This is a genomic window from Curtobacterium sp. MCLR17_039 (genome assembly GCF_003234745.1).
GTDB classification, from domain to species: Bacteria; Actinomycetota; Actinomycetes; order Actinomycetales; family Microbacteriaceae; genus Curtobacterium; species Curtobacterium flaccumfaciens.
Window position 1 is genome coordinate 38,300 of sequence record NZ_QKTF01000007.1, and the last position, 21,966, is coordinate 60,265.

The 21,966-nt window shown below is 69.4% G+C and carries 21 protein-coding genes; 10 read left to right on the forward strand and 11 right to left on the reverse strand.

The annotated features are described in order from the left end of the window. Positions 1 to 67 precede the first annotated feature (67 nt). The 5 genes from DEJ00_RS10255 to hemE form a co-directional block, all read right to left on the reverse strand. Positions 68 to 298, reverse strand: coding sequence for a DUF3618 domain-containing protein (locus DEJ00_RS10255; protein ID WP_027467026.1), 231 nt, complete (start codon positions 296 to 298; stop codon positions 68 to 70). Positions 299 to 339: 41 nt separating this feature from the next. Beyond that, the gene (locus DEJ00_RS10260; RefSeq protein ID WP_071248880.1) at positions 340 to 798 is read right to left on the reverse strand and encodes a phage holin family protein; all 459 of its coding nucleotides are present in this window, start codon (positions 796 to 798) and stop codon (positions 340 to 342) included. Beyond that, entirely contained in the window at positions 795 to 1,049 is a 255-nt protein-coding gene (locus DEJ00_RS10265; protein WP_017887727.1) for a hypothetical protein, read from the reverse strand. Before DEJ00_RS10265 ends, DEJ00_RS10260 begins: the two co-directional genes overlap by 4 nt. 100 nt (positions 1,050 to 1,149) lie before the next feature. Beyond that, complete coding sequence (locus tag DEJ00_RS10270; RefSeq protein WP_111057273.1) at positions 1,150 to 2,466, reverse strand: NAD(P)/FAD-dependent oxidoreductase; 1,317 nt, start codon at positions 2,464 to 2,466, stop codon at positions 1,150 to 1,152. Next, positions 2,463 to 3,599 (reverse strand): uroporphyrinogen decarboxylase, encoded by a 1,137-nt coding sequence (hemE, locus tag DEJ00_RS10275; RefSeq protein ID WP_111057274.1) that lies wholly within the window; start codon positions 3,597 to 3,599, stop codon positions 2,463 to 2,465. Before hemE ends, DEJ00_RS10270 begins: the two co-directional genes overlap by 4 nt. Positions 3,600 to 3,637: 38 nt before the next feature. Between hemE and DEJ00_RS10280 the strand changes: the two genes are divergently transcribed. Next, positions 3,638 to 4,960: a glutamyl-tRNA reductase gene (locus DEJ00_RS10280; RefSeq protein ID WP_027467024.1), complete on the forward strand. Its 1,323-nt coding sequence runs from the start codon at positions 3,638 to 3,640 to the stop codon at positions 4,958 to 4,960. Between the two features lie 35 nt (positions 4,961 to 4,995). After that, complete coding sequence (locus DEJ00_RS10285) at positions 4,996 to 5,394, forward strand: NUDIX domain-containing protein (RefSeq protein WP_111057275.1); 399 nt, start codon at positions 4,996 to 4,998, stop codon at positions 5,392 to 5,394. Between the two features lie 3 nt (positions 5,395 to 5,397). Here the strand turns inward: DEJ00_RS10285 and DEJ00_RS10290 are convergent, their stop codons facing one another. From DEJ00_RS10290 to DEJ00_RS10305, 4 genes are all read right to left on the reverse strand, one after another. After that, positions 5,398 to 6,666 (reverse strand): Fic family protein, encoded by a 1,269-nt coding sequence (locus DEJ00_RS10290; RefSeq protein WP_220038860.1) that lies wholly within the window; start codon positions 6,664 to 6,666, stop codon positions 5,398 to 5,400. Between the two features lie 69 nt (positions 6,667 to 6,735). Then, positions 6,736 to 7,011 (reverse strand): hypothetical protein, encoded by a 276-nt coding sequence (locus DEJ00_RS10295; RefSeq protein WP_111057276.1) that lies wholly within the window; start codon positions 7,009 to 7,011, stop codon positions 6,736 to 6,738. 85 nt (positions 7,012 to 7,096) lie between these two features. Next, on the reverse strand, positions 7,097 to 8,035 hold the full coding sequence (locus DEJ00_RS10300; RefSeq protein ID WP_071248868.1) for a serine hydrolase: 939 nt from the start codon (positions 8,033 to 8,035) through the stop codon (positions 7,097 to 7,099). Next, on the reverse strand, positions 8,035 to 9,999 hold the full coding sequence (locus DEJ00_RS10305; protein WP_111057366.1) for a M13 family metallopeptidase: 1,965 nt from the start codon (positions 9,997 to 9,999) through the stop codon (positions 8,035 to 8,037). The genes DEJ00_RS10300 and DEJ00_RS10305 overlap by 1 nt, the downstream gene beginning before the upstream one ends. Positions 10,000 to 10,080: 81 nt before the next feature. Here DEJ00_RS10305 and DEJ00_RS10310 point away from each other — a divergent pair, with 81 nt between their 5' ends. The 6 genes from DEJ00_RS10310 to DEJ00_RS10335 all read left to right on the forward strand — a co-directional run bounded on the left by DEJ00_RS10310 (position 10,081) and on the right by DEJ00_RS10335 (position 15,645). Next, positions 10,081 to 11,418, forward strand: coding sequence for a uracil-xanthine permease family protein (locus DEJ00_RS10310; protein WP_111057277.1), 1,338 nt, complete (start codon positions 10,081 to 10,083; stop codon positions 11,416 to 11,418). A 179-nt stretch (positions 11,419 to 11,597) separates the two neighbouring features. Next, positions 11,598 to 11,999 carry a hypothetical protein gene (locus DEJ00_RS10315; RefSeq protein ID WP_027467015.1) on the forward strand — a complete coding sequence of 134 codons (402 nt, stop codon included), beginning with the start codon at positions 11,598 to 11,600 and terminating at the stop codon, positions 11,997 to 11,999. Between the two features lie 22 nt (positions 12,000 to 12,021). Further along, the gene (locus DEJ00_RS10320; protein WP_111057278.1) at positions 12,022 to 12,834 is read left to right on the forward strand and encodes an isocitrate lyase/phosphoenolpyruvate mutase family protein; all 813 of its coding nucleotides are present in this window, start codon (positions 12,022 to 12,024) and stop codon (positions 12,832 to 12,834) included. 212 nt (positions 12,835 to 13,046) lie between these two features. Next, positions 13,047 to 13,814, forward strand: coding sequence for a hypothetical protein (locus DEJ00_RS10325; RefSeq protein ID WP_146247939.1), 768 nt, complete (start codon positions 13,047 to 13,049; stop codon positions 13,812 to 13,814). Then, positions 13,814 to 14,992 carry a sensor histidine kinase gene (locus DEJ00_RS10330; RefSeq protein WP_111057280.1) on the forward strand — a complete coding sequence of 393 codons (1,179 nt, stop codon included), beginning with the start codon at positions 13,814 to 13,816 and terminating at the stop codon, positions 14,990 to 14,992. Before DEJ00_RS10325 ends, DEJ00_RS10330 begins: the two co-directional genes overlap by 1 nt. Continuing rightward, positions 14,989 to 15,645 (forward strand): response regulator transcription factor, encoded by a 657-nt coding sequence (locus DEJ00_RS10335; RefSeq protein WP_071404459.1) that lies wholly within the window; start codon positions 14,989 to 14,991, stop codon positions 15,643 to 15,645. The genes DEJ00_RS10330 and DEJ00_RS10335 overlap by 4 nt, the downstream gene beginning before the upstream one ends. Positions 15,646 to 15,707: 62 nt before the next feature. On the opposite strand, the gene DEJ00_RS10340 is transcribed toward DEJ00_RS10335, so the two are convergent. Beyond that, a complete protein-coding gene (locus DEJ00_RS10340) occupies positions 15,708 to 16,562 on the reverse strand; it encodes an ornithine carbamoyltransferase (protein WP_111057281.1) in 855 nt (284 codons plus the stop codon). 109 nt (positions 16,563 to 16,671) lie between these two features. Between DEJ00_RS10340 and DEJ00_RS10345 the strand changes: the two genes are divergently transcribed. Both DEJ00_RS10345 and DEJ00_RS10350 read left to right on the forward strand, forming a co-directional pair. Then, positions 16,672 to 17,982, forward strand: coding sequence for an MATE family efflux transporter (locus DEJ00_RS10345; protein WP_111057282.1), 1,311 nt, complete (start codon positions 16,672 to 16,674; stop codon positions 17,980 to 17,982). Between the two features lie 50 nt (positions 17,983 to 18,032). After that, positions 18,033 to 19,205, forward strand: a complete 1,173-nt coding sequence (locus DEJ00_RS10350; RefSeq protein WP_111057283.1) for a lipopolysaccharide biosynthesis protein — start codon at positions 18,033 to 18,035, stop codon at positions 19,203 to 19,205. Between the two features lie 141 nt (positions 19,206 to 19,346). Here the strand turns inward: DEJ00_RS10350 and DEJ00_RS10355 are convergent, their stop codons facing one another. Next, positions 19,347 to 21,800 (reverse strand): SIR2 family protein, encoded by a 2,454-nt coding sequence (locus tag DEJ00_RS10355; RefSeq protein ID WP_146247940.1) that lies wholly within the window; start codon positions 21,798 to 21,800, stop codon positions 19,347 to 19,349. Positions 21,801 to 21,966 lie beyond the last annotated feature (166 nt).

Here is a 21,966-nt window from a genome sequence, read left to right on the forward strand (position 1 = left end):
GATCCATTGTCCTATCGGTTGCCAGGGTGTTGGCCGCCCCGCATCCGGTGGACCGCGCTCGGGCGGTCTACCGCCGTCGGAGCACCATCACGACGATACCCCCGACCACCGCCACGCCGGCTGCGAGACCGGCCAGGTAGGGCACCGGCTTCTCGTCGAGACCGCGCTTGAACTTCGACGCCGCGATCCCGATCTGCTTCGGGACGTTGAGCTTGTCCTCGATCGCGTCGAGGGTGTCGAACAGCTGGGCGCGGGTCGCGGCGACGCGAGCAGCGAGATCGTCGTGCGGGTCGGTCACGGTTCCTCCGTCGGTGGTGCGGCTGTCGGGGCTGTCGGCGCTCAGGAGCGGCCGTCGACGTCCGGCTTGCGGCTGCCGTACTGCGTCGGCGGGGTCGGCTTCTTGCCGAGGCCCTTCACCGCGTTGATGTCGTCCTTGACGCTGGCGATCGTGCGCTTCGGCGTGATCGGCAGGCCCTTCTTCAGGCGCTTCCAGCCGACCAGGCCGAGGATCGCGGCGATGATCAGCATCACCACGGCCACCACCAGTGCAGCCAGCCACGCCGGCATCACGGTCGCCAGGCCCATCACGGCTGCGGTCAGCAGGACGCCGATCGCGTAGAGCACGACGACGAGCGCACCGACCAGCAGACCGGCTGCGAGACCGAAGATCTTCGCCTTCGCCAGCATCTCGGCCTTGAGCAGGTCGATCTCGCCCTTGACCAGGCCCTTGACGAGCTTCGGGACGTCACCGACCAGGCCGAACAGCGAACGCGACTTGCGATCGCGGGTGTCGGTCATGAGGTGGTGGTGTCCTTCTTCTGGCCGACCTTGCGGACGGCCTTCTTGGTCGTCTCACCGATGAACTCGGCGACGTCCGGGGTCTTGTCGGCGATGAAGTCCTCGGCGACGTGCACGCCCTTCTGGACGCCGTTGCTGTTCCAGACCTTGCCGCTGACGGTCTTGATCTGCTCGTACCGCGCCCGTCCGGCTCGCGATCCCAGGACGTACCCGAGTGCGGCGCCGGCGACGAACAGGAGCTTTCCGCGCATGTGCGATTCCTCCGTGCATTGGTTGTGCGGTGGTCATGCACCGAACGGAATACGTCCGGCGGTCTGACCAACAGTAGCCCTCGGGGGCTGCGCGGTCCGCTCAGGAACCGAGGATCTCGTCGGCTGCCTTCCGAGCGGCGGCGATGATGCCCGCCAGGCCTCGTCCGGTCGAGGCCTCACCGATGCCGACGACGCCGTCGGCCAGCCCTGCCGCGGTGAGGTCCGGTCCGTACCAGCCGACGCGTGCGGCGCCGCTGACGCGGTCAGCCGTGATCGGCACACCGAGCAGCGTGGACGCGTCCTGCAGCGCGCGGCTGCCGACGGGGTCGGTCGGGTCGACCGGGAGGCTCGTGGCGACGCCCGCAGGGTCCGTCGCGGTGGTCGCGTAGCTGAGCCGCAGGACGTGGCGTCCGTCCGCCACGTCGGCCAGCCACGGCCACTTCACCGTCGCGTGCGTGAGGGCCTTCGCCGACACGGCCTGCGCGTCCGGGTGCACGAGCATCCCGGTTCCGCGCGGGGCGGCGTCGAGCTCGGGCTGGTCGACGACGAGCGTGACGAGCTGGATGCCCGTCCGGTCGGGGGCGGCGGTGCGCTCCGGGTCGGCGACGGAGGACAGGGTGTGCTGGGCCGGCAGCCGTTCGGTCGTGCCGTCGGTACTGACGATCTCGACCGCGTGCGCCTCGATGCGGGTCGCCCGGGTGTGCAGCCGGACTTCGACCCCGTAGGTCTCCAGGTCGGCGACGAGCTCGTCCACCAGGCGCACCGTCCCCCCGCGGATCCCCTGCACCGGGGTGCCGGCGGCCGCGCGTGCCCGCAGCGACAGGACGGCCCGGGCGAGTGAGCCCTCGCGCAGCAGTGCGGCACGCAGGCCCGGAGCCACCCGGTCGGGGTCGAGCTGGTCGGGGTGTGTGGAGTGCACCCCACCGGCGATCGGCACCACGAGGTCGTCGAGCACCCGCTCCCCCATGCGCCGGCGGACGAGTTCGCCGAGCGACGAGGCCTTGGCGCCCACCGGTGCCGGCAGCAGCGAGTCCATCTGGGCGCGCAGGCCGCCCTTCTGCCCGACCACGGCCAGCACGTCGGCGGCCATCGGGGTGCTCGGGATGCCGAGGAGTCCGGTCGCCGGGATCGGGGAGGTCCGGCCGTCGCGGGTCATCAGCCAGGCGCCGCGCGGGTCGGGGGCGACGACGTCGTTGCCGAGTCCGAGCTCGATCGCCAGGCGGCCGACGGCGTCCGTTCGGGTGGCGAAGGAGTCCGCCGCCATGTCCAGGTCGATCCCGCCGACGGTGTGCCGACGGATCATGCCCCCGAGCTCGCCCGAGGACTCGACGAGCACCACGTGGGCACCACCCTTGGCGAGGTCACGGGCGGTGACGAGCCCGGCGACCCCGCCGCCGACCACGACGACGTCGGTCACGCGTCGGCTCCGTCCTGCGCTGCACCGTCGTCCGGGCGACCGTCGCCGAGCGAGTGGACCAGTTCGACCACCCGGGTCAGGACGGCCGGGTCGGTCTCGGGCGGGACCCCGTGGCCGAGGTTCACGACGTGCGCCCGTGCGGCACCGCCCCGACGGACGACGTCGCGGACGTGCGCTTCGAGGACATCCCACGGCGCCGAGAGCATCGCCGGGTCGATGTTGCCCTGCACGCTGACCCCGGTGCCGACGCGCTGGACCGCCTGGTCGAGCGGCAGGCGCCAGTCGACCCCGACCGCGTCGACGCCCACCGTGTCCGTGCCGAAGGTCGTCATGTCGGCCAGGACCTCGCCGCTGCCGACGCCGAAGTGGATGCGCGGCACCCCGAGCTCGGCGACGTGCGACATCGCCTGCGCGGAGTGCGGTGCGACGGACCGGACGTAGTCGGCGCGGGAGAGCGACCCGACCCACGAGTCGAAGAGCTGCGCGGCCGAGGCCCCGGCGAGCACCTGTGCCCGGAGGAACATCCCGGACACCTCGGCGGCCCAGGCGAGCAGCCGCGACCAGGTCTCGGGGTCGGCGTGCATGAGCGTGCGGGCGCGGATGTGGTCCTTGGACGGGCCACCCTCGACCAGGTAGGCGGCGAGGGTGAACGGCGCCCCCGCGAAACCGATCAGCGGGGTGTCGCCGAGCTGCTCGACGGTGCGTCGGACGGCCTGCTCGATGGGGGCGAGGGCCGCGGGGTCGAGCTGCTCGAGGGCGTCGACGTCGGCGGGGGTGCGGATCGGCGACGAGAGCACCGGTCCACGGCCGGGGACGATCTCGACGTCCACACCGGCGAGCTTGATCGGCACGACGATGTCGCTGAAGAAGATGCCCGCGTCGACCCCGTGCCGGCGGACCGGCTGCAGGGTGATCTCCGACGCCATCTCCGGGTCGAGGCACGCGTCGAGCATGGCTGTGCCGATCCGAAGCTCCCGGTACTCCGGCAGGGACCGTCCGGCCTGCCGCATGAACCACACCGGGAGCGTCTCCGGACGGTCACCCCGCAGGGCCCGTACCAGGCGGGAACCACTCGTCCGCCCTGATGCCAGGGGGTGGGAGTCGGGGAGGGATGTGGTCGTCGCTTCGGTCACCGGATGATTCTCCCATCGAGCGCGTTACCATTGACTACGTGCTCATCTGTCTCACGGCGTCGCATCGCAACGCCAGCTTCGATCTCCTGGAGCGACTGAGCATCGGTGCACCCGCGGCAGCCAGCCGACTCGTCACGGATGCCGGCGTTCTGGACGGTGCCGTGGTGCTCGCCACCTGCAACCGCTTCGAGGCGTACCTCGACATCGCGGGCGACGAGAGCGACTCCGCCGTCTCCGCCACCGTGCAGGCCGTGGCCGCCGCGAGCGACCTGGACGCCACCGAGGTCCTGGACTCCGTCAACGTGCTGGACGGCAAGGACGTCGTGCAGCACCTGTTCGCCGTGTCGAGCGGACTCGAGTCCGTCGTCGTCGGCGAGACCGAGATCTCCGGCCAGGTCCGTCGCTCGCTCGAGGACGCCCGGTCGAACGGCACCACCACCTCGGACCTCGAGCGCCTGTTCCAAGAGGCCGCGCACACCTCACGCGGCGTCAAGACCCGCACCCGCATCGGCGCCGCCGGCCGGTCGCTCGTGCGCCTCGGCCTCGAACTCGCCTCGTCGCGGGTCACCGACTGGGCCCGCACCCGCGTGCTGCTCGTCGGCACCGGCAGCTACGCGGCCACCACCATCGCCGCCCTGCGTGACCGCGGCGCCACGAACATCCAGGTGTTCTCGCCCTCGGGCCGGGCGCCCTGGTTCGCCGCCAAGCACGACCTCGTCGCCGCCCGCGACCTGCGCCAGGCCATCGGCGAGAGCGACGTCCTGATCACCTGCACCTCGAGCGAGGTCCCGGTCGTCGCACCGGCCGACCTCGACGACGGGGTCCGCCGCATCGTCATCGACCTCGGGCTCCCCCGCAACGTCGACCCCGCGGCCGCCGGTGTCGACGGCGTCGAGCTGCTCGACCTCGAGACGATCAGCATCCACGCCCCGATCTCCGAGCTGAACGCCGAGTCCGAGGCCCGCGCGATGGTCGACGACGCCGTGTCCCGGTTCCGCGCGCAGGCGATGGAGCAGTCGACGACCCCGGCGCTCGTGGCGTTCCGCAAGCACGTGTTCGACATCCTCGACGACGAGATCGAGCGGGCCAAGCGCCGCGCGGACGCCGACGGCGAGTCCGTCGAGCACACCGAGCGGGCGCTCCGGCACCTGGTCGGCGTCCTGCTGCACCGTCCGTCGGTCCGCGCTCGTGAGCTCGGTCGCGCCGGTCGCGGCGAGGAGTTCGTCGGGGCGATCGACTCCCTGTACGGCGTCCGGCCCGCGGCCGAGCCGGAGCTGCCGTCGCCGGTCGTCCCGCTGGCCGACCGCACGGCACTGGACCCGACCGCTTCGGATCGCGACGACCAGGCGGACGCGAGCTGAGCCTCCAGGCCGCTCCGCAACCACCCACGCTGCGCGTGAGTGCGCTGCTGCTGGTGCGTGACCGACGTGTCCTGATGGTGCGCGCCCGGGCGCGCGACGTGCTCTACCTGCCCGGCGGCAAGGCGGAGCCGCACGAGACCGACGTCGAAGCCGCCGTGCGCGAGGCGTACGAGGAGACCGGCCTGCGCCTCACCGCCGACCACGTCGACCCGTTCGGCGTCGTGCTCGAGCCCGCCCACGGGCAGGCTCCGGGGACCATGGTCGCGATGACGCTGTTCCTGGTCCGACCGGGAGGCCCGCTGGACTCCGCCACGCCCGTCGCCTCGGCCGAGGTGGACGAGGTGGAGTGGGTCACCTCCGCCGACGCGGAACGCTGCCCGCCTGCGGGCGTGGAGACGCTCCGCCGCCTGGTGGCGGCGGAGCTCATCGACTGACCATCAGGCCCTGGGCGGAGCTGCCGGCACGTGCCTGGTCGGCGGCACGACGCCGGTGTCACCGGCCGGAGAGGCGAGACGGCGTTCCAGCAGTGCCAGCGCGCCGATCACGGCGTCTGCCTCGAAGACGCGGTTCCGCCGTCCCGCCGATCGTTGTGTCAGGACGCCACGATCAACGAGCACCCCCAAGGCCGTGTTCGCGGCTTGCTCGCTCCGGCCCGTCGCGGCGGCGAATGTCTGCGCGGTGAGCACCGGCATGCGGGGCGCGAGTTCGAGCGCCGACCACGCAGCGGAGTCAGAGCGGACTCCGGCGAGCGCAGATCGCCAGGACTCCTTGATCCGGACGAGCTCGTGCTCGAACTGCGTCATCCGGTCCACGACCTCGGCCATCGCCTCGGCGAAGAGCCGGACGAACTGCCCGACGGCTCGCTGCGCTGGCTCCGATGCCGGCGGATCGGTGGACCGGAACCGCTGGAGCCCCGCTTCGTAGTCGACAGCACGGGTCGCCAGGACCAGGGACACCGGTGGAGACGACTCCACGGTCAGACCCCGTGACCGCAGGACAGCGTGGATCAGTGCGCGTCCGATGCGACCGTTGCCGTCGGCGAACGGGTGGATCGTCTCGAACTGTGCGTGTGCAACGGCGGCGATGGCGATCGTCGGCAGCGTGCTCGAGTTCACGAACGCCAACAGGTCGTCGAGGAGTCCTGGCACCCGCTCCGGCACGGGAGGGACGAACGCCGCTGCGGCAGGCGTCGGTCCACCGATCCAGTTCTGGACCGCTCGGACCGTGCCCCCGACCTCGGGGGTCGTCGAGGCCTCCATCAGGCGCCGGTGCGCCTCGAGGAGCAGGTCGAGGGTCACCGGGGAACCCGGACCGACCGACTCGGTGAGGAAGGTCATGGCGTCGATGTTGCCGAGGACCTCGGTTGCGGTGCTCCACTGCCCAAGCGGGCTCCGTCCGCGGGCCTCTTCTTCGAGCAGCTTCCGCGGGGAGACCTCGAGGCCCTCGATCATCGACGACCCGACCGCTTCGGCTCGGAGGAGCATCCGGCCCAGTGCGTCTCCGCTGCGGAGCAGCGTGGATCTCGTCTCGGCTTCCGTCACCGCAGCGGTGGCCTCGAGTACGGCCGCTTGTTCGGCCGGTCCGAGTTCGACCGTTCGGCCCTGCAGCAGATCCGGCACGTAGGCGTCGAAGACCATCGGCATCCGGAAGGCGCGTGTCGCGGCTGCCGGGTCGCCAGTGCGTCGGATCGTCTCGTACGAAGCCATACATGGATCATCCCATGATCAAGGATGAGTGCCTATCCTTGATCATGGGATGCGTTCTGCCCGGATTCGTCAGGCCTTGTCGGTGTCGGTGTACTCGCCGACCTCGCCGTTCTGGGCCGGCTCGGCCTCGCCGGGGATGTCCGAGTCGACGTACTCGCCGTCGGGTCCGGTTCCGTTCGGACGCGTCTCGCCGGGGATGTCGCTCGAGACGAACTCGCCGACGGGCTCCGTCGACTCGACGTGCTCCTCGCCCGGGATCTCGCTGTCCGTGAAGGCTCCGGCGCGGGGTTCGACCCCGTCCGCGCGACCCTCGTCGCCTCGTGCCTGTTCGTGCTTGCCCGTCATGTCCGACCTCCGCTGCTCGGGTTGCTTGCCTCGGAGTGTGCCCGTGATCCCTGGACGCCGACCGAACCGGATGCGGCGTTCGCCCTCAGCGACGAGCCGGGGCGTGCACCGCCTCGAGCACCTCGGTGCCCATGGTCCGCAGCGCCTCGACGACGGCCAACCGCCGCTGCAACGAGGCGTCGTCGAACGTGACGGTCACGGCGTAGCTGACCGACGACCCGGGCCCCCGCAGGATCCCCGCCTCGGCCCGCACACCGGTGCTCGACCCGGTGACCGCGACGACCTGCAGCCCGTGGTCGAGCGCACGGTGCGCCAGGGGGTCGAGCCCGAAGGACCCGGCGACCAGGTTCAGGTCACTCGCCAGGGACAACCAGCCGAGCACCCGGTTGGACACCGCCTCGTCGACGACCTCGCCGAGCGCCAGTCCGCGCATCACCCACGACAGCTCCCCGGTCGGTGCGACGGAGGCGTCGGGGGCGTCGTCCGGTCCCCGGCGGTCCCGCACCCGGTCGATCAAAGCCGTGCGCTCGATGCCCAGGGACTCCGCGCGCTCCCGGACGGCGTCGATGCCGACGGTCGACAGCAGTGCGTTCATGGCCCAGGCATCGGCGGTGGCCCCGACCAGGGTCGCCAGGTCGGGCACCTGCATCGTGGGCTCCTGCAGGAACTGCCACAGGCCGGCACCGGTCGCGGTGTCGCGGGCCATGCGCTGCAGGCGGTCACCGTGCAGGCGGCCGTCCTCGAGCTGGGCGGCGACCTCGATGAGCAGCAGGACGCGGCCCAGGCTCGCGACCGGCTGCACCAGGGTGTCGTCGATCGCGAGCAGGGCCTTGCCGCTGGAGGTGTCGATCACCGAGGCGCTGACCCCGGCGCCCTCGAGCGCGAGGGCGCCGAGGGCCTCGGTGGTGGCGGTGAAGCGGTCGTCGGACCGGCCGCTGTGCCGCCCACGACCGCGGCCGCCACCTGCTGGGCGGTCGTCCGGTCGCCGGCGGCGCGACGACCGGGCCGCGTCCGGCTCCGTCATCACCAGATCGCGACGCGCTCGGCGGGGTCGAGGTACATCGCGTCCTGCTCGGTCACGCCGAAGGTGTCGTACCAGACGTCGATGTTCCGCACGACCTGGTTGCAGCGGAACTCGTTGGGCGAGTGCGGGTCGATGCTCAGCAGACGAGCCGCCTCTTCCGGGCGGATCGCCATGCGCCAGGCCTGTGCCCAGCTCAGGAAGAAGCGCTCGGCACCGGTGAGGCCGTCGACGACCGGGGGCTCCTGGCCGTCGAGCGACAGCAGGTACGCCTTCCACGCGATCGACAGGCCACCGAGGTCACCGATGTTCTCGCCGATCGTCAGGGCACCGTTCACGTGGCTGTCGGGCACCTCGGTCGGCACCAGGGCGTCGTACTGGGCGATGAGGGCCTTCGTGCGCTCCTCGAACGCCGCGCGGTCAGCCTCGGTCCACCAGTTCTCGAGCTTGCCGTCGCCGTCGTACTGCGACCCCTGGTCGTCGAAGCCGTGGCCGATCTCGTGCCCGATGACGGCACCGATCGCGCCGTAGTTCGCGGCGGCGTCGCGGTTCGCGTCGAAGAACGGGAACTGCAGGATGGCGGCCGGGAACACGATCTCGTTGAAGCCGGGGTTGTAGTACGCGTTGATCGTCTGCGGGGTCATGAACCACTCGTCGCGGTCGATCGGCTTGCCGATCTTGCCGAGCTCGCGGTCGACCTGGAACGAGGCGACCGCGCGCACGTTCGCCACCAGGTCGTCGGCACGGACGGGCAGCGCCGAGTAGTCGCGCCACTTCACCGGGTAGCCGATCTTCGGCGTGAACTTGTCGAGCTTGTCGAGCGCACGGGCACGGGTCTCGTCGGTCATCCAGTCGAGCGCAGTGATGCTCTGCCGGTACGCCTCGACCAGGTTGGCGACGAGGTCGTCCATCTTGGCCTTCGAGGTCTCGTCGAAGTGCTCCTGCACGTAGATGCGGCCGACGGCCTCGCCCATCGCGCCCTCGACCAGCGAGACGCCGCGCTTCCAGCGGTCGCGCTGCTTGGGCGCACCGGTGAGTGCGGTGCCGTAGAACGAGAAGTTCGTGGCCGAGAACGCGCTCGTCAGGTACGCGGCGGAGCCACGGATGACCTGCCAGCGCAGCCAGTCCTTCCAGACCTCGAGCGGCTGGTCGTTCAGCAGGTCCGCCAGGCCGGTGATGAACGAGGGCTCGCGCACCACGACGGTCTCGAACGCGCCAGCCGGGGCGTCGATGGCCTGCCACCAGGTCTGCAGGTCGACGCCCTTCGCGAGCGCGGCGACCTCGGCCCAGGGCAGCTTGTTGTAGGTCTTCTGGCTGTCGCGGGTCGTGACGTTGTCCCAGTGCTGGGCGGCGAGCGCCGTCTCGAGCGCGATGACGTGCTCGGTGCGGGCGCCGCCGTCGTCGAGGCCGGCGAGCGGGAACATCGCCGCGACGAACTCGCGGTACTTCTCGCGGATGTCGGCGAAGCGCTCTTCGCGGTAGTACGACTCGTCGGGCAGCCCGAGGCCGGACTGCTCCAGGAACACGACGTAGGACTCGGGGTCGCCCGGGTCGTTGTCGACGAAGAGCTGCAGGAAGCTCGGCAGGCCGATGCGCTCGAAGCGGCCGACGGCGGCGATGACCTCGGGCACGGACTCGATGGCGGTGATCTCGGCGAGCAGGTGCTCGATCGGTGCGGTGCCGAGCTCCTCGAGTCGCGCTTCGTCGGTGAACGAGGTGAAGAGGTCACCGACCTTGCGCTCCTCGGTGCCAGGGGCGGCCTGCTGCGAGCGCTCGATGATGTCGCGCACGGCGATCTCGGCGGCTTCGGCCAGCACCGTGAAGGAGCCGTACCGGGCCTTGTCGTCGGGGATCGGCGTCGCCTCGATCCAGGTCCCGTTCACGTGGCGGTACAGGTCGTCCTGGGGGCGCACCGCGGGGTCGAGTTCGTCAGTGTGGATGCCGGAGGCACGTGCGACGTCGGTCATGCGGTCCACGATAGCCACCGACCCCATGGGGCAGGTCGATCCGGGTCGTCACCGGCGCACGGCTGCCGGTACGGTCATCGCATGGGACTTCCGTGGAAGCTGCACGGAGACGGCAAGACCGTCTCCGCGACGACGATCGTGGCACCCGACGAACGGCTCACCTGGCCCCGGACGATCGGCCTCGGGGTGCAGCACGTCGTCGCGATGTTCGGCGCCACGTTCCTGGTGCCGCTGCTGACCGGGTTCCCGCCGTCGACGACGCTGCTGTTCAGCGGCATCGGCACGATCCTGTTCCTGCTCATCACGGGCAACCGCCTGCCGAGCTACCTCGGCTCGTCGTTCGCGTTCATCGCCCCGATCGGTGCGGCGACCAAGATCGGCGGCATCCCGCTCGCCCTGTCCGGCATCATCGTCGTCGGTGCCCTGCTCGCGATCGTCGGGCTCGTCGTGCACCTGGCCGGCGCCGGGTGGATCGACCGGCTGATGCCCCCGGTGGTCTCCGGCGCGATCGTCGCCCTGATCGGCTTCAACCTGGCTCCGGCGGCCCGCGACAACTTCACGGCGGCCCCGGTCATCGCGCTCATCACCCTGGCGGCGATCATCCTGGTCACCGTCCTGTTCAAGGGCCTGATCGGCCGGCTGTCGATCGTCATCGGTGTGCTCGTCGGCTACGTGGCGGCGCTCATCGGCGGCCAGGTCGACTTCTCGAAGGTCCACGCAGCACCGTGGATCGGTCTGCCGGAGTTCACCGCTCCCGCCTTCGACCCGTCGCAGCTCGCGATCTACCTGGCGTTCGTGCCGGTCGTCCTGGCACTGGTCGCCGAGAACGTCGGCCACGTCAAGGGCGTCGGGCAGCTGACCGGCCGTGACCTCACGCCGCTCACCGGTCGCGCGCTCTTCGCCGACGGCATCTCGACCGTCCTGGCGGGCGTCGGCGGCGGCTCCGCCACCACCACCTACGGCGAGAACATCGGCGTCATGGCCGCCACCCGCGTCTTCTCGACCGCCGCCTACTGGGTCGCCGCCATCGCGGCCGTCCTGCTCGGTCTGTCACCGAAGATCGGCGCCGTCATCTCCTCGGTGCCGGCCGGCGTGCTCGGCGGCGCCACCACCGCGCTCTACGGCCTGATCGGCGTCATCGGCATCCGGATCTGGGTCGAGAACCGCGTCGACTTCTCGAAGCCGAAGAACCAGCTGACGGCCGGCATCGCCCTGATCATCGGCATCGCGAACTTCACGTTCACGTTCGGCCAGGCGAGCTTCGGCGGCATCATCGTCGGCACGATCGCCGCGATCGTCGTCTACCACGTGATGGACGTCATCGGCCGGGCCCGTGGCACCGACGAGCCGTCGACCGAGGTCGCCGACCCCGCACACGCCGCCACCGGCGCCGTCCCCGCGGAACCGCGCGCCGACTGACGCGAGTGGTCGGCCGGAACGCGCGTCCGGCCTGACGACGTGGGACCACCGGACTGGAGGCCCGTGGCGGCGCCGCCACGGGCCTCCAGTCCGTCGTGGCGCACGTCGACGACGTGGGCCTGCCTTGGCGCCCACGCCCAGTCATGCGGTCACGACCGTGACGGGGCTAGCGTCGGACCGTGACCGACTTCGTCCGCTACCAGAGCGCGGTGCCCAACCGGCGTGGTCGTTTCCCCGGGATCTTCGCGCTGGCCAACGGTCTGCGCGCGGCCGGAGCTCTCTCCGACACCGACGACCGCTGGCTGGTCGCCGCGAACCAGCGAGCAGAGGGGCTGTACGTGGACCCCTCGACCGTGGAGACGCGGCTCTTCGACGAGGCACGCAATCCAGGAGCGCGATCCTGGTTCCGGACGAGTGCCACGGCCCTGCTCACGATGAGCGCGGACTACCTCGACCTGCTCGACCGGTACGGAGTCGCGTGGGTGGAGCTGCGGACCAACAGCCCTGGACGGATCGCCTACCAAGACGACGTGCAGATCGTGGCAGTGCCGCTGACCCACCCGTCGGACTGGCCGTTCTGAGCCGGTGTGCTGAGATTGCACGATGAGCACGCACCTCGAGCGCACGCGCACCTTCACCGCGATGCACGTCCCCGGGGCACCGGTCGTCCTGCCGAACGTGTGGGATATCGCGTCCGCACGCATTGTCCTCTCGGCCGGAGCGCGTGCGATCGCGACGACGAGCGCCGGTGTCGCCTGGTCACGCGGTCACCGGGACGGCAACGATCTGACCCGGGACGGCGCGCTGGACGCCGTGCGGCCGATCGCGGCGGCAGTCGACGTCCCGTTCACCGCCGACATCGAGCGCGGGTACGGCGAGACACCGGGCGACGTCGCCTCGACCGTGTCCGCGTTCCTCGGGCTGGGCGTCTCCGGCGTGAACATCGAGGATTCTCTCCGTCCGGTGGCGGAACAGGAGGACCGCATCCGCGCAGCCCGCCAGGCTGCGGATGACGCCGGCATCCCACTCTTCGTCAACGCTCGGATCGACACGCACCTGCTGGGCGCGCCCGGCAGCGACGCCTGGGCGGAGGCGACGCTCACCCGTGCGACCGCCTACGCCAGTGCCGGCGCCAGTGGCGTCTTCGTGCTCGGAGCGCTGTCGGCCGCCACGATCTCGATGCTCGTGGACGCGATCGAGCTGCCCCTCAACGTCGCGTTCGGGCCCGGGACCCTGTCGGTCGGTGACCTCGCACGGGCGGGGGCGAGCCGGGTCAGCGCGGGATCGGCCATCGCCGAAGCCGCGTACAGCGTCGCCGGCGACTGGGCTGCACAGATGTTCGGTGCGCCGGGTGCTGTCGTCTCGGTACCGCCGACGCTCGGCTGGGCCGCGATCAACGAGGTCGTCCGCGACTGAACCCCGGAACCGGTGCCGGGCGTCTGGAACGCGCAGGTTCCGTCCGCCGGGTCCTCCTCGAGGAGGAGGTTCGCCGACGTCATACCTCGTGTCCGGGGAGGACGCGGCGGTGTGGTCGCGCTCCCTACCGTTGTCTCGTCGGGATGCGCCCGACGTGGTGGAGGGTGATGATGACGATGACGAACACGCCGGCAACTGTGGATCGCCGTGGGGTGGTTTGGTTCACGTTGGCAGGAGCGCTGACGATCGCAGTGGTCGTCTGGCCGGCGGCGATCGCCGGTTGGGCCTCGGGGACACACCTGTCCGTCGCGGCGCTTCCCGGAGCCGTGGCCTCGGGGTTCGCGCAGTGGGTGGGGTCCGGGCGGACGTCGAGTTCGCCGTTGGCCGGCGCGGTGTCGTACTGGACCGTGTTCCACATCGTGAAGGCGATCGTCGCGGTCGCCCTGCTGGTCGTCTTGGTCCCGGTCGGGCAACGTGTCTGGACCGCGTTCGCACGGGCACGATCGCGGAGGCGTTGCTTCGGGCTGTTCCTGGTCGGTGTCCTGGGCGCTCCGATCGCCCCGGTCGTGCTGCTGGTCGTGATGGCGAACGTGCAGGGTGCAGTGGCGCCGTTGTCATCTGTGCTGACCTTCCTCCCGATGGACGGCGCCTCGGTGCTCCAGGTCCGCAGTGAGCTCGCGTCCGGGACGATGACCCCGCCGTTGGCCGCGCTCATCGAGGACTTCCGCCGCTACCACGCGGCGCTCGTCGTGACCGCGGTTGCCGCGATCGTCGTGGTCGTCGCCGGGACAGCGGCGATCTGGGTGCAGCGGGCCCGGACCCCGAAGGCCGATCGGCGTCTCCGCCGGGTGCTCGCCGGCGGTGGGATCCTGCTCCCCGGGATGCTGTTGTTCCTCGGGATCGTGCTCCTGGCGAACCTGTCAACCGTCGCGGACACGGCACCCGCCCTGGCCGCGTTCTTCGACGGCAGCGGAATGTGATGGTCCTCGGTCACGACCGCACGGTGCGGCAGTGGTGGCGGGCGCACCCTGTCGTCGCGGATACCGTCATCGCCGGCGCTCTCGCCGTCGCGGTGACACCGCAGCTGGTCTTCCACGCCCGGGCCGGTGACCCGCTGCTCGTGGCGTACGTCACGCTGTCGCTGGCGATGATCGCGCCGCTGAGTGTGCGTCGACGATGGCCGATGGCTGTCTTCCTCGGCATCAGCGTCGTCGCTGCCGTGCAGTGGTCGATCGGGGTGCAGCTCGCTGCGGACGTGAGCGTGCTGGTGGCGCTGGCGACGGTCGCCGCCCACCGCCCGGTGCGGGACACCGCGGTCGCGGTCGGGATCGCCGAGGGGGGTGCGGTGGCCGCGTCCGTCACGTGGCCGCACGGGCTCCACGTCACCGAGATGCTGACCGTCCTCACCGTGTTCGTCCTCGCGGCGACCGCGTGCGGTGCCTCGGTCCGCAACCACCGCCGCGTGGTCGCGGTTCTGCAGGAGCAGAGCGCTCGGGCACAGCGTGAACGTGAACAGCAGACGCTGCTCGCGGTCGCCGACGAGCGCATCCGGATCGCGCGGGACATGCACGACGTCATCGCCCACGGCCTCGCCGTGATCGTCACCCTCGCGGCGGCCAGCACCGGCAGGGCGACTCGGCAACCAGAGCGCGTGGACGAGGCCGTCGGGTTAATCGAACGCACCGCCCGCACGGCCCTTGCCGACACCCGTCACGCGGTCGGGACGATCCGAGCGAGCGATGGACTGCTACCCACGCCAAGCATCGACGGGGTACCGGCGCTGCTCGAACTCGTCACCGCAGCCGGGCTGCGCGCCACACTGCAGACCCACGGCGCCGTCGACCGAGTTCCGGCAACGATCGGGGTCGCCGTCTACCGGGTGACCCAGGAGGCCATCACGAACACCCTCAAGCACGCGAGTGCGACCACGTTCACCGTGACCATCACGGCCTCGCGAGACGAGCTCGTCCTCAGCATCGAGGACGACGGCACCGGAGGCACGCTCGAGACCCGAGCCGGAGGCTTCGGGCTGGTCGGGATGGAAGAACGCGTCACCCAGCTCGGCGGCATCCTCGATGCGGGACCCGATGGCACCCGCGGATGGCGGATCGCTGCTTCGATCCCCCTCGCCGTCCAGCCAGGAAGAGCACGAGCATGACCATCCGCGTGCTCCTGGTCGACGACCAGGCCCTCATCCGGATGGGGTTCCGGCTCATCCTCGACGACACAGAGGACATCACGGTCGTCGGCGAGGCCCCGGACGGGCGGAGCGCCATCCGTCAGGCGAACGCACTTCGCCCGGACGTGATCCTCCTCGACATCCGGATGCCCGGCATGGACGGCCTCGAAGCCACCGGACGACTCCTCACCGATGACCCCGACGCGAAGATCCTGATCCTCACAACCTTCGACCTCGACGAGTACGCCTACCGGGCGCTCCGTGCCGGTGCCAGCGGATTCCTGTTGAAGGACGCGCCGGTCGCCGAGCTCCTCGCGGGCGTCCGCGCCGTCGCTGCCGGCCATGCCGTGACCACGCCCCGCATCACGAGGCTCTTGCTCGACCGCTTCGCACCGCAACTCCCCACCGGGCCGCTGCAGGCACCCGACGGGCGCGCACTCCCGAACCTCACCCAGCGGGAGAACGAGGTGCTCCTCCTCGTCGCGAAGGGCCAGTCGAATGCCGAGATCGCCGCAGCGCTCGGCATCGGCGAGGTCACTGTCAAGACCCACGTCGCCGGAGTCCTCACCAAGCTCGGCCTCCGCAACCGCATCGCCGCAGCGATCTACGCCCACGAACACCACCTCACCTGAACCTGATCGCCAGCGAGGCGCGCATCGTCCGACACACTCAGGCCAGTGGTCGGGACGCCTGCTCAGCCGAGGCCGAGGCAGAACGCCATGACGGCTTGCTGCACCGGCAGGAGTCCGGCCTTGAAGTCGTGTCCGACGAATGCGGCGTGTTCGACGGCGTCGACACTGACCTCACGGCCGCGCAGGAACGGCGGGCACGGGTTGAAGCGGACTCCCGGTGGCGCGAGGTCGAGGAGAGCCGCCGTGATCCGGTACTCCTCGAGAGCGTCAGTGTGCGCACCGGGACCGTCGGTGAGGACCACGTCCGCTGATCGAACAGCTGCCTCGAGGTCGTCGGTCCACGCAACCCCCGGGGTTGCGAGTTCGGCCGGGCAGCACTGGATCAGGTCGAGCTGCAAGACGCGAGCGGCTTCCTGCCACGCCCTGGCGATGTTGCTGTCCGCGCCCACGAAGAGGAAGCGCATCGCGGTGATGCCGCCCCGCTGCTGCAAGGCGTGGAGGTCGGACAGCACCTCGCACGGATGGTTGTCGTCCGTCATCGCGTTCACGACTGGCAGCGCGTGCGCCGCAGCCAAGGCGTCGACCACGGCGAGGTCCTGGTGGCGCACCACGACGATGTCGACCCAGTTCTCGAGGTAGCGAGCGACATCTGACAGCGCCTCCGGCTTGTCGAGTGTCGTGTCCGGGAACACGATCGGTTCGAGCCCCATGAGCGAAGCGCCCCGCTCGAACGTGGCCCTGGTGCGCAGACTCGTCGGCGGGAAGAACATGACCGCCGCGCCCTCCGTCACGGGCCCCCGGCCCGCACGGAACGCGTCAGCCAGGTCGAAGACCGCATCGACGCCAGATGCAGACCAGTCATCGAGCCTGACGAGAGAACGCATCCGAAGAGCGTAAGGGCCGGGACATCGAGCCATCCAGAAAGACCGGCCAAGTCGACGATGGCGACCATCACCGGGTGTGCGGACGACGCCCGTACCGCATCCCCGCCAGAATGGCCCGGTGCCCCGAACGATGACAGCCGCAGTGATTGCCGAACGGCGCGCGGTCGACCGCGACATCGTGCGGCTGGCGGTGCCGGCGCTCGGCGCGCTCGTGGTCGAGCCGCTGTTCCTGCTGACCGACACCGCGCTCGTCGGGCACCTCGGGGCGACGCCGCTGGCGGCCGTCGGGGTCGCGAGCGCCGTGCTGTCGACGGTGACCGGGCTGCTGGTGTTCCTGGCGTACTCGACGACCCCGGCCGTGGCACGGGCGCTCGGTGGTGGCGACCGTCGCGGAGCCGTGCACGCAGGCATCGACGGGATGTGGCTCGCGCTCGTGCTGGGGGTGGTGCTGGCGCTGGTCGGGTGGCCGCTCGCCGGGCCGCTCGTCGACCTGTTCGGCGCCTCGGCCGAGGTGTCGGCCGCCGCGACCGCGTACCTGACCATCTCCCTGATCGGGCTGCCCGGCATCCTGGTCGTGACCGCCTCGACCGGGCTGCTGCGTGGGCTGCAGGACACGAAGACCCCGCTCGTCGTCGCGACCATCGGGTTCGTCGCGAACGGGCTGCTCAACGCCGTCCTGATCTACGGGGCCGGCTGGGGTGTCGAGGGTTCCGCCGCCGGCACCGTCATCGTGCAGTGGGCGATGGCCGTCGTCTACGTGCGCATCGCGGTGCGGGCCGCTCGGTCGTCGGGGGCGCCGCTGCGACCCGGCGCCTCGGGCGTCGCCCGGGCCCTGCGGTCGGGGGCATGGCTGTTCCTGCGGACCGCGTCGCTGCGGATCGCGATGCTCGCGACCGTCGGGGCCGCTGCCGGGCTCGGGACCACCGGGCTGGCGACGACGCAGGTCGGGCTGACCGTCTTCTCGACACTGGCGTTCGCGCTCGACGCACTCGCGATCGCCGGGCAGGCGCTCGTCGGGCACGGGCTCGGCGGCCGAGACCCGGAGCGGGTGCGACTGGTGACGCGACGGCTCGTGCTGCTCGGGATCGCCGGTGGTGTGCTGCTCGGGGTGCTGACCCTGGCGGTGAGCGGCGTGCTCGGGCCGGTGTTCTCGGACTCGCGGGCGGTGCGGGACGCCCTGCCCGTCGTGCTGGTGCTCATCGCCGTCGGGATGCCCGTCGCCGGGTACGTCTTCGTGCTCGACGGGGTGCTGATCGGCGCGGGGGACGCGCGGTACCTGGCCATCGCTGGAGGCCTGAACCTCGTCGTCTACCTGCCGCTGCTCTGGTGGGCCGGGGGGACGCTCGCGGGGTTGTGGGCGGCCTTCACCCTCGGCTACATCGGGGTCCGGGCGGTGACGCTCGGGGTGCGGGCGCACCGGCGCGGCTGGGTGGAACAGGCCCTGGCGCGGTGAGCGGGTCTGCTGCTTCTGCGGCGCCGTCATCCTCGGTGGCTTCGTCGGCCGTGCTCGCCACGGTCGGCATCGGCGTGCAGGGCGTGGCGAAGCTGCTCGTGACCGTCGTCGTCGGGCGGGTGTTCGGCACGGAGGCCCTCGGGCAGACCACCGCCCTGCTGTCACTCTCGGTCTTCGTCGCCCTGCTCTGGCCGAACGCCGCGGGCAACACTGCATCGCGGTTCCTGGCGATCGCGCTGCGGGGTCGGCGGTCGGACGCCGCGGTGAACCGGCTGCTCGGGGTGTCCATGCTGGTGTCGAGCGTGGTGCTCGCGGCGGTCACCGTGCCGATCGCGCTGGCCTGGGGCAACGGCCCCGGCATGGTGCTCGGTGGTGCCGCGGTCGTCGTCGGCTACGGCCTCTACTGCTACGCCCGCGGCGCGCAGCTCGGCTACGACCGGGCACCCCGGGTCGCGCTCTGGGACTCCGTGACGAGCGTGCTGGCGCTCGCGTTGCTCGTGGTGGCGTGCGTCTCCCGCCTCGAGCCGTTCGTGCTGCTGCCCCTGGCCATCGGGTACACGGTGTTCGCGATCGCGTGCTGGCCACGGGGCAACGGCTTCTCGCCGGCTTCGCACGAACCCGAGGCGGGGGTGCTCGGGTTCGCGGCGTGGAACGTGCTGGCGGTGGTGACCTCGAACGGGTTGCTGCAGTTGACGATGATCTCGGCGCAGGTGACGTCGTCGGCGCACGACGCCGGTGTCTACGCCGCCGCGTTCACCCTGGCGACGCCGGCGTCGATGCTCGGGCAGGCGTTGGGGCAGGTGCTCGTGCCGGCGTTCGCGCACCGGACCGATGGTGGATCGCTGCGCTCCCGCGGAGCGCTGCTGCTCGTCGTCGGGTTCGCTGCAGCATCCGCCGTCGTCTTCGGCCTGGTCGCCCTGCTCGCCGGGTGGTTCCTGCCGATCGTCTACCCCGCCGAGGGGGCCGCTGCCGTCGCCGACCTGCGGTACCTGATGGTCGCGGTGTGGGTGTTCACCGTCGGGCTCGTGCCCGCCGCGTTGCTGCTCGCCGCCGGACGCTCGCGCCAGGTCGCCCTTGCCTCGGTCGCCGGGTTCGTCGTCGGGGCTGGCCTCATGGCGGTGCTCGGGCCCGTGGCGGGAGTCGCGGGTGGGACGACCGGCTTCTTGGTGGGGAGTGCGGTGAACCTGGTCGCGGTGGTGGGGATCGGGGTGTGGCGGCGCTGAGCCGAGCTACGCCTGATCAGGCAGCGGTACCAGTCCACTGATCACAGCCCCGCCTGCGACCCCATGGCACGCGACCTTCAGCTACACCGAGATTGCGCTCCTAGGTCAGGCCAGACGGTTGAACCTCTGCGCCACATGCCATCAGTCATGAACGACATCCTCAAGGAGGTCCTCGTCGTCCACACCGAACAACGACTCACCGGTGGTGATGTGGCGAAGACGGTCCGCCAGCCTTCTCCTCACCACCTGGATTTGGGGATCACCATTGTCGCCTTCGAACTGCGACAGCAAGGTGATGGCGTCGTCCACGGCATCATACTCATTAAATCTCTCGGCCAGAGAAAGTCCTATTTCGCCGAGTGTCCTATAACTATACAGGTCCGGTCCATACTTATCAATACACGTACGAATGATATTTTCAGCATCCAAAAGAATTGCGCGCCGATCCGACTCCTCCACCAGCGTGATCGTCTCCGACTTTCGGAGTGCCACCTGAGCTTTATACCTCTGCAACACAGCATCGGGGCCGACCGCGCGTTCGGCGGTGGTGATCTCGTTACTCGCTTCGGGTAGCATGTCGTGGGATAAGAAAAGCTTGGCAAGCCGCCGACGTGGCGTTCGGTGAGAAGGAATAGCTTCAATCAAACGCCGATATGCAGCGATTTGGTCCCCAAAGCTGGTGAGTCGATTGATACCTAGGTCTTCCGTCGCCAACGCAACGGCGGTTTCCAACTCGATTCCCACACTTGGATTGAGACCGTCGATCAGGTCGAAGAACAAATTCTTGATCTCAGCTTGATCCGCAAACTTGACCCGTGTTATGACGGCAGCGATCACATCGTGACGAGTCTCCCACCCAAAGATGCCCCTTCGATTATCGACTGATCGCTCGAAGACCACTCCTTCGAGTCGCGCGAGGATTGTATCCAACGAAGTAACATCCAAGCCCAACAGTCGAAGGATGAGCTGGCGGTGAACGTGACCTCCGAGTGCTTGAACGGCAGCGACGTATCGATATACCTCCTGGCTAGCCTCCTCCAGTCCGAAGTATTCCTGTAACAGGATGTCGTCCAAGTTGTCGTTGGCGAAGATGTTCTTCAAACAAACGAACATCTCGGAACTACACTTGTTGCGAAGTCTTGAAAGGCGCTCGCCCCTGCTCAGCGCCAAAAAGCTCTGCTCCACAAGCTGCTTGATTTCGGGCCGCCGATCTAGCAGAGCCACGAGTTCTTCGAGGTCGTTTCGCTCAAGTATGGACAGGCGAATGGTGCTCCCCCGTGCGAAGAAACCGCGCGACTTTCGCGCGACCTTCCAACGTCCAGCGTCCACTGTTACGACGACTCGGAGACTCGGGCGATCCATTCCATGAAGAGCGTCGATAAGCTTGTTGACCTCTCGCAGGTGACGAAAACAATCGTCAACAAGGAGGACGCCATCCTTTCCAGCTTCGCGCAAACGTTTCTCGGCAGCTAACCAACCCGTCACATCCAGGGGAGCATCGGGCTTATGCTCCCATGCCGGTACACCTCGTTGAGACAGTTCGAGCATAAACGCGCGGGCTAAGGTCGTCTTGCCGACTCCCCTAGCCCCCTCGATGACATGAAAATACCCGCGTGTCCCCTTGAAAGCTTCACGCATACGGTGCTGCGCTGCGCGCGAGATTGTCAAACCTTGCTTGACGTCGGCGTAGGAAGCCGGCGACCCATTGAACAGCCTGGTGACGTTCGGTTCCAGCGCGACCGCATGCCCTACATCGACAGTCGTGAGCACCAGCGCGGGAGAGATTAGTGAGGTGGCGGTCGATGTTGAGTGCACGACATTTCGTCGCGTTTTCCCGGCGTCGATCAGCGAGAGGAGGAATTTATCAAGGTCGGCATGCACCACTTCGAGACCCAGCCGCGTGTACAATTCCGCTCGATCTGCATCGAACTCGTGCACAAGAAGAAAGACGCGGGTACTCACACCCTCGGCACGAAGAGCAGTGACGCGCCGAGCCAGATCCTTTAGGTGCCGGTCCGCGAGCGACTGACCGACAATCACCGTGTCGGCAGTGAACATATCCGTCCGCAGAGAATTGAACAGTGTCTGGCGGTACTTCTCGAAGTCATCGTAGTCGCTCTCGGTGATGAGCATACGGCTCTTGTGCCCGTCGGCGGAGTCCTGAGAGACACAGCCGTGAATCTTATACAGGGAAGTCACGTCGACCGCCCTAGGTTGGCCTATGTCAAAATTCGAGCGGTAGACATCAAGACGACGCCCATGTCGTCGGTAGGACTGCTCAATAAGCGTGTCGAAGTTGGTGGTGTAGACGGACAGCCAGTCGAACTCGGGAAGAGCCAAGAGGCCAGCAGTGGGCTTGAGCTCGGCAAGAGCAGCGCGTACTTCAGTGACGAGCGCAAGCCGACCTTTGCGGTTTTCGACAAGCTGAGCGACTTCCGCCAAGTCGGCTCCATCGGGCTCAGGCTGCAGAAGGCTGCCGATCCTTCGCGCAAGAGCCGCTCCGCTTGGTGCTCCCGACGGGATCGATGCCCCGGCGCCAAACAGTAGCGTGGTGCGGGTAGGAATAAGGGTCTGCGCAAGCTCGTGAACGTCCATGGTCACCCCAGTGCTCGGGGTCGGGAACCCCTTGATGATCGGCCGGTGAGGCCGGAGATGTGAAAACGATAGCCGCTCATGCCTCACTCCGAGACCTCGTGCCCATTCGTTCGGTCCGGACCGCCTCAGGGCCTACACAGGGGCAGAAGCCACTGGCGGGCGCGAA

Bases quoted from the DNA above. Each gene is read 5' to 3' on its own strand.
- DEJ00_RS10260 (WP_071248880.1), bottom strand. From the start codon at position 798: ATGACCGACACCCGCGATCGCAAGTCGCGTTCGCTGTTCGGCCTGGTC.
- DEJ00_RS10265 (WP_017887727.1), bottom strand. From the start codon at position 1,049: ATGCGCGGAAAGCTCCTGTTCGTCGCCGGCGCCGCACTCGGGTACGTC.
- DEJ00_RS10290 (WP_220038860.1), bottom strand. From the start codon at position 6,666: ATGGCTTCGTACGAGACGATCCGACGCACTGGCGACCCGGCAGCCGCG.
- DEJ00_RS10295 (WP_111057276.1), bottom strand. From the start codon at position 7,011: ATGACGGGCAAGCACGAACAGGCACGAGGCGACGAGGGTCGCGCGGAC.
- DEJ00_RS10300 (WP_071248868.1), bottom strand. From the start codon at position 8,035: ATGACGGAGCCGGACGCGGCCCGGTCGTCGCGCCGCCGGCGACCGGAC.
- DEJ00_RS10305 (WP_111057366.1), bottom strand. From the start codon at position 9,999: ATGACCGACGTCGCACGTGCCTCCGGCATCCACACTGACGAACTCGAC.
- DEJ00_RS10310 (WP_111057277.1), top strand. From the start codon at position 10,081: ATGGGACTTCCGTGGAAGCTGCACGGAGACGGCAAGACCGTCTCCGCG.
- DEJ00_RS10320 (WP_111057278.1), top strand. From the start codon at position 12,022: ATGAGCACGCACCTCGAGCGCACGCGCACCTTCACCGCGATGCACGTC.
- DEJ00_RS10330 (WP_111057280.1), top strand. From the start codon at position 13,814: ATGGTCCTCGGTCACGACCGCACGGTGCGGCAGTGGTGGCGGGCGCAC.
- DEJ00_RS10335 (WP_071404459.1), top strand. From the start codon at position 14,989: ATGACCATCCGCGTGCTCCTGGTCGACGACCAGGCCCTCATCCGGATG.
- DEJ00_RS10340 (WP_111057281.1), bottom strand. From the start codon at position 16,562: ATGGCTCGATGTCCCGGCCCTTACGCTCTTCGGATGCGTTCTCTCGTC.
- DEJ00_RS10355 (WP_146247940.1), bottom strand. From the start codon at position 21,800: ATGGACGTTCACGAGCTTGCGCAGACCCTTATTCCTACCCGCACCACG.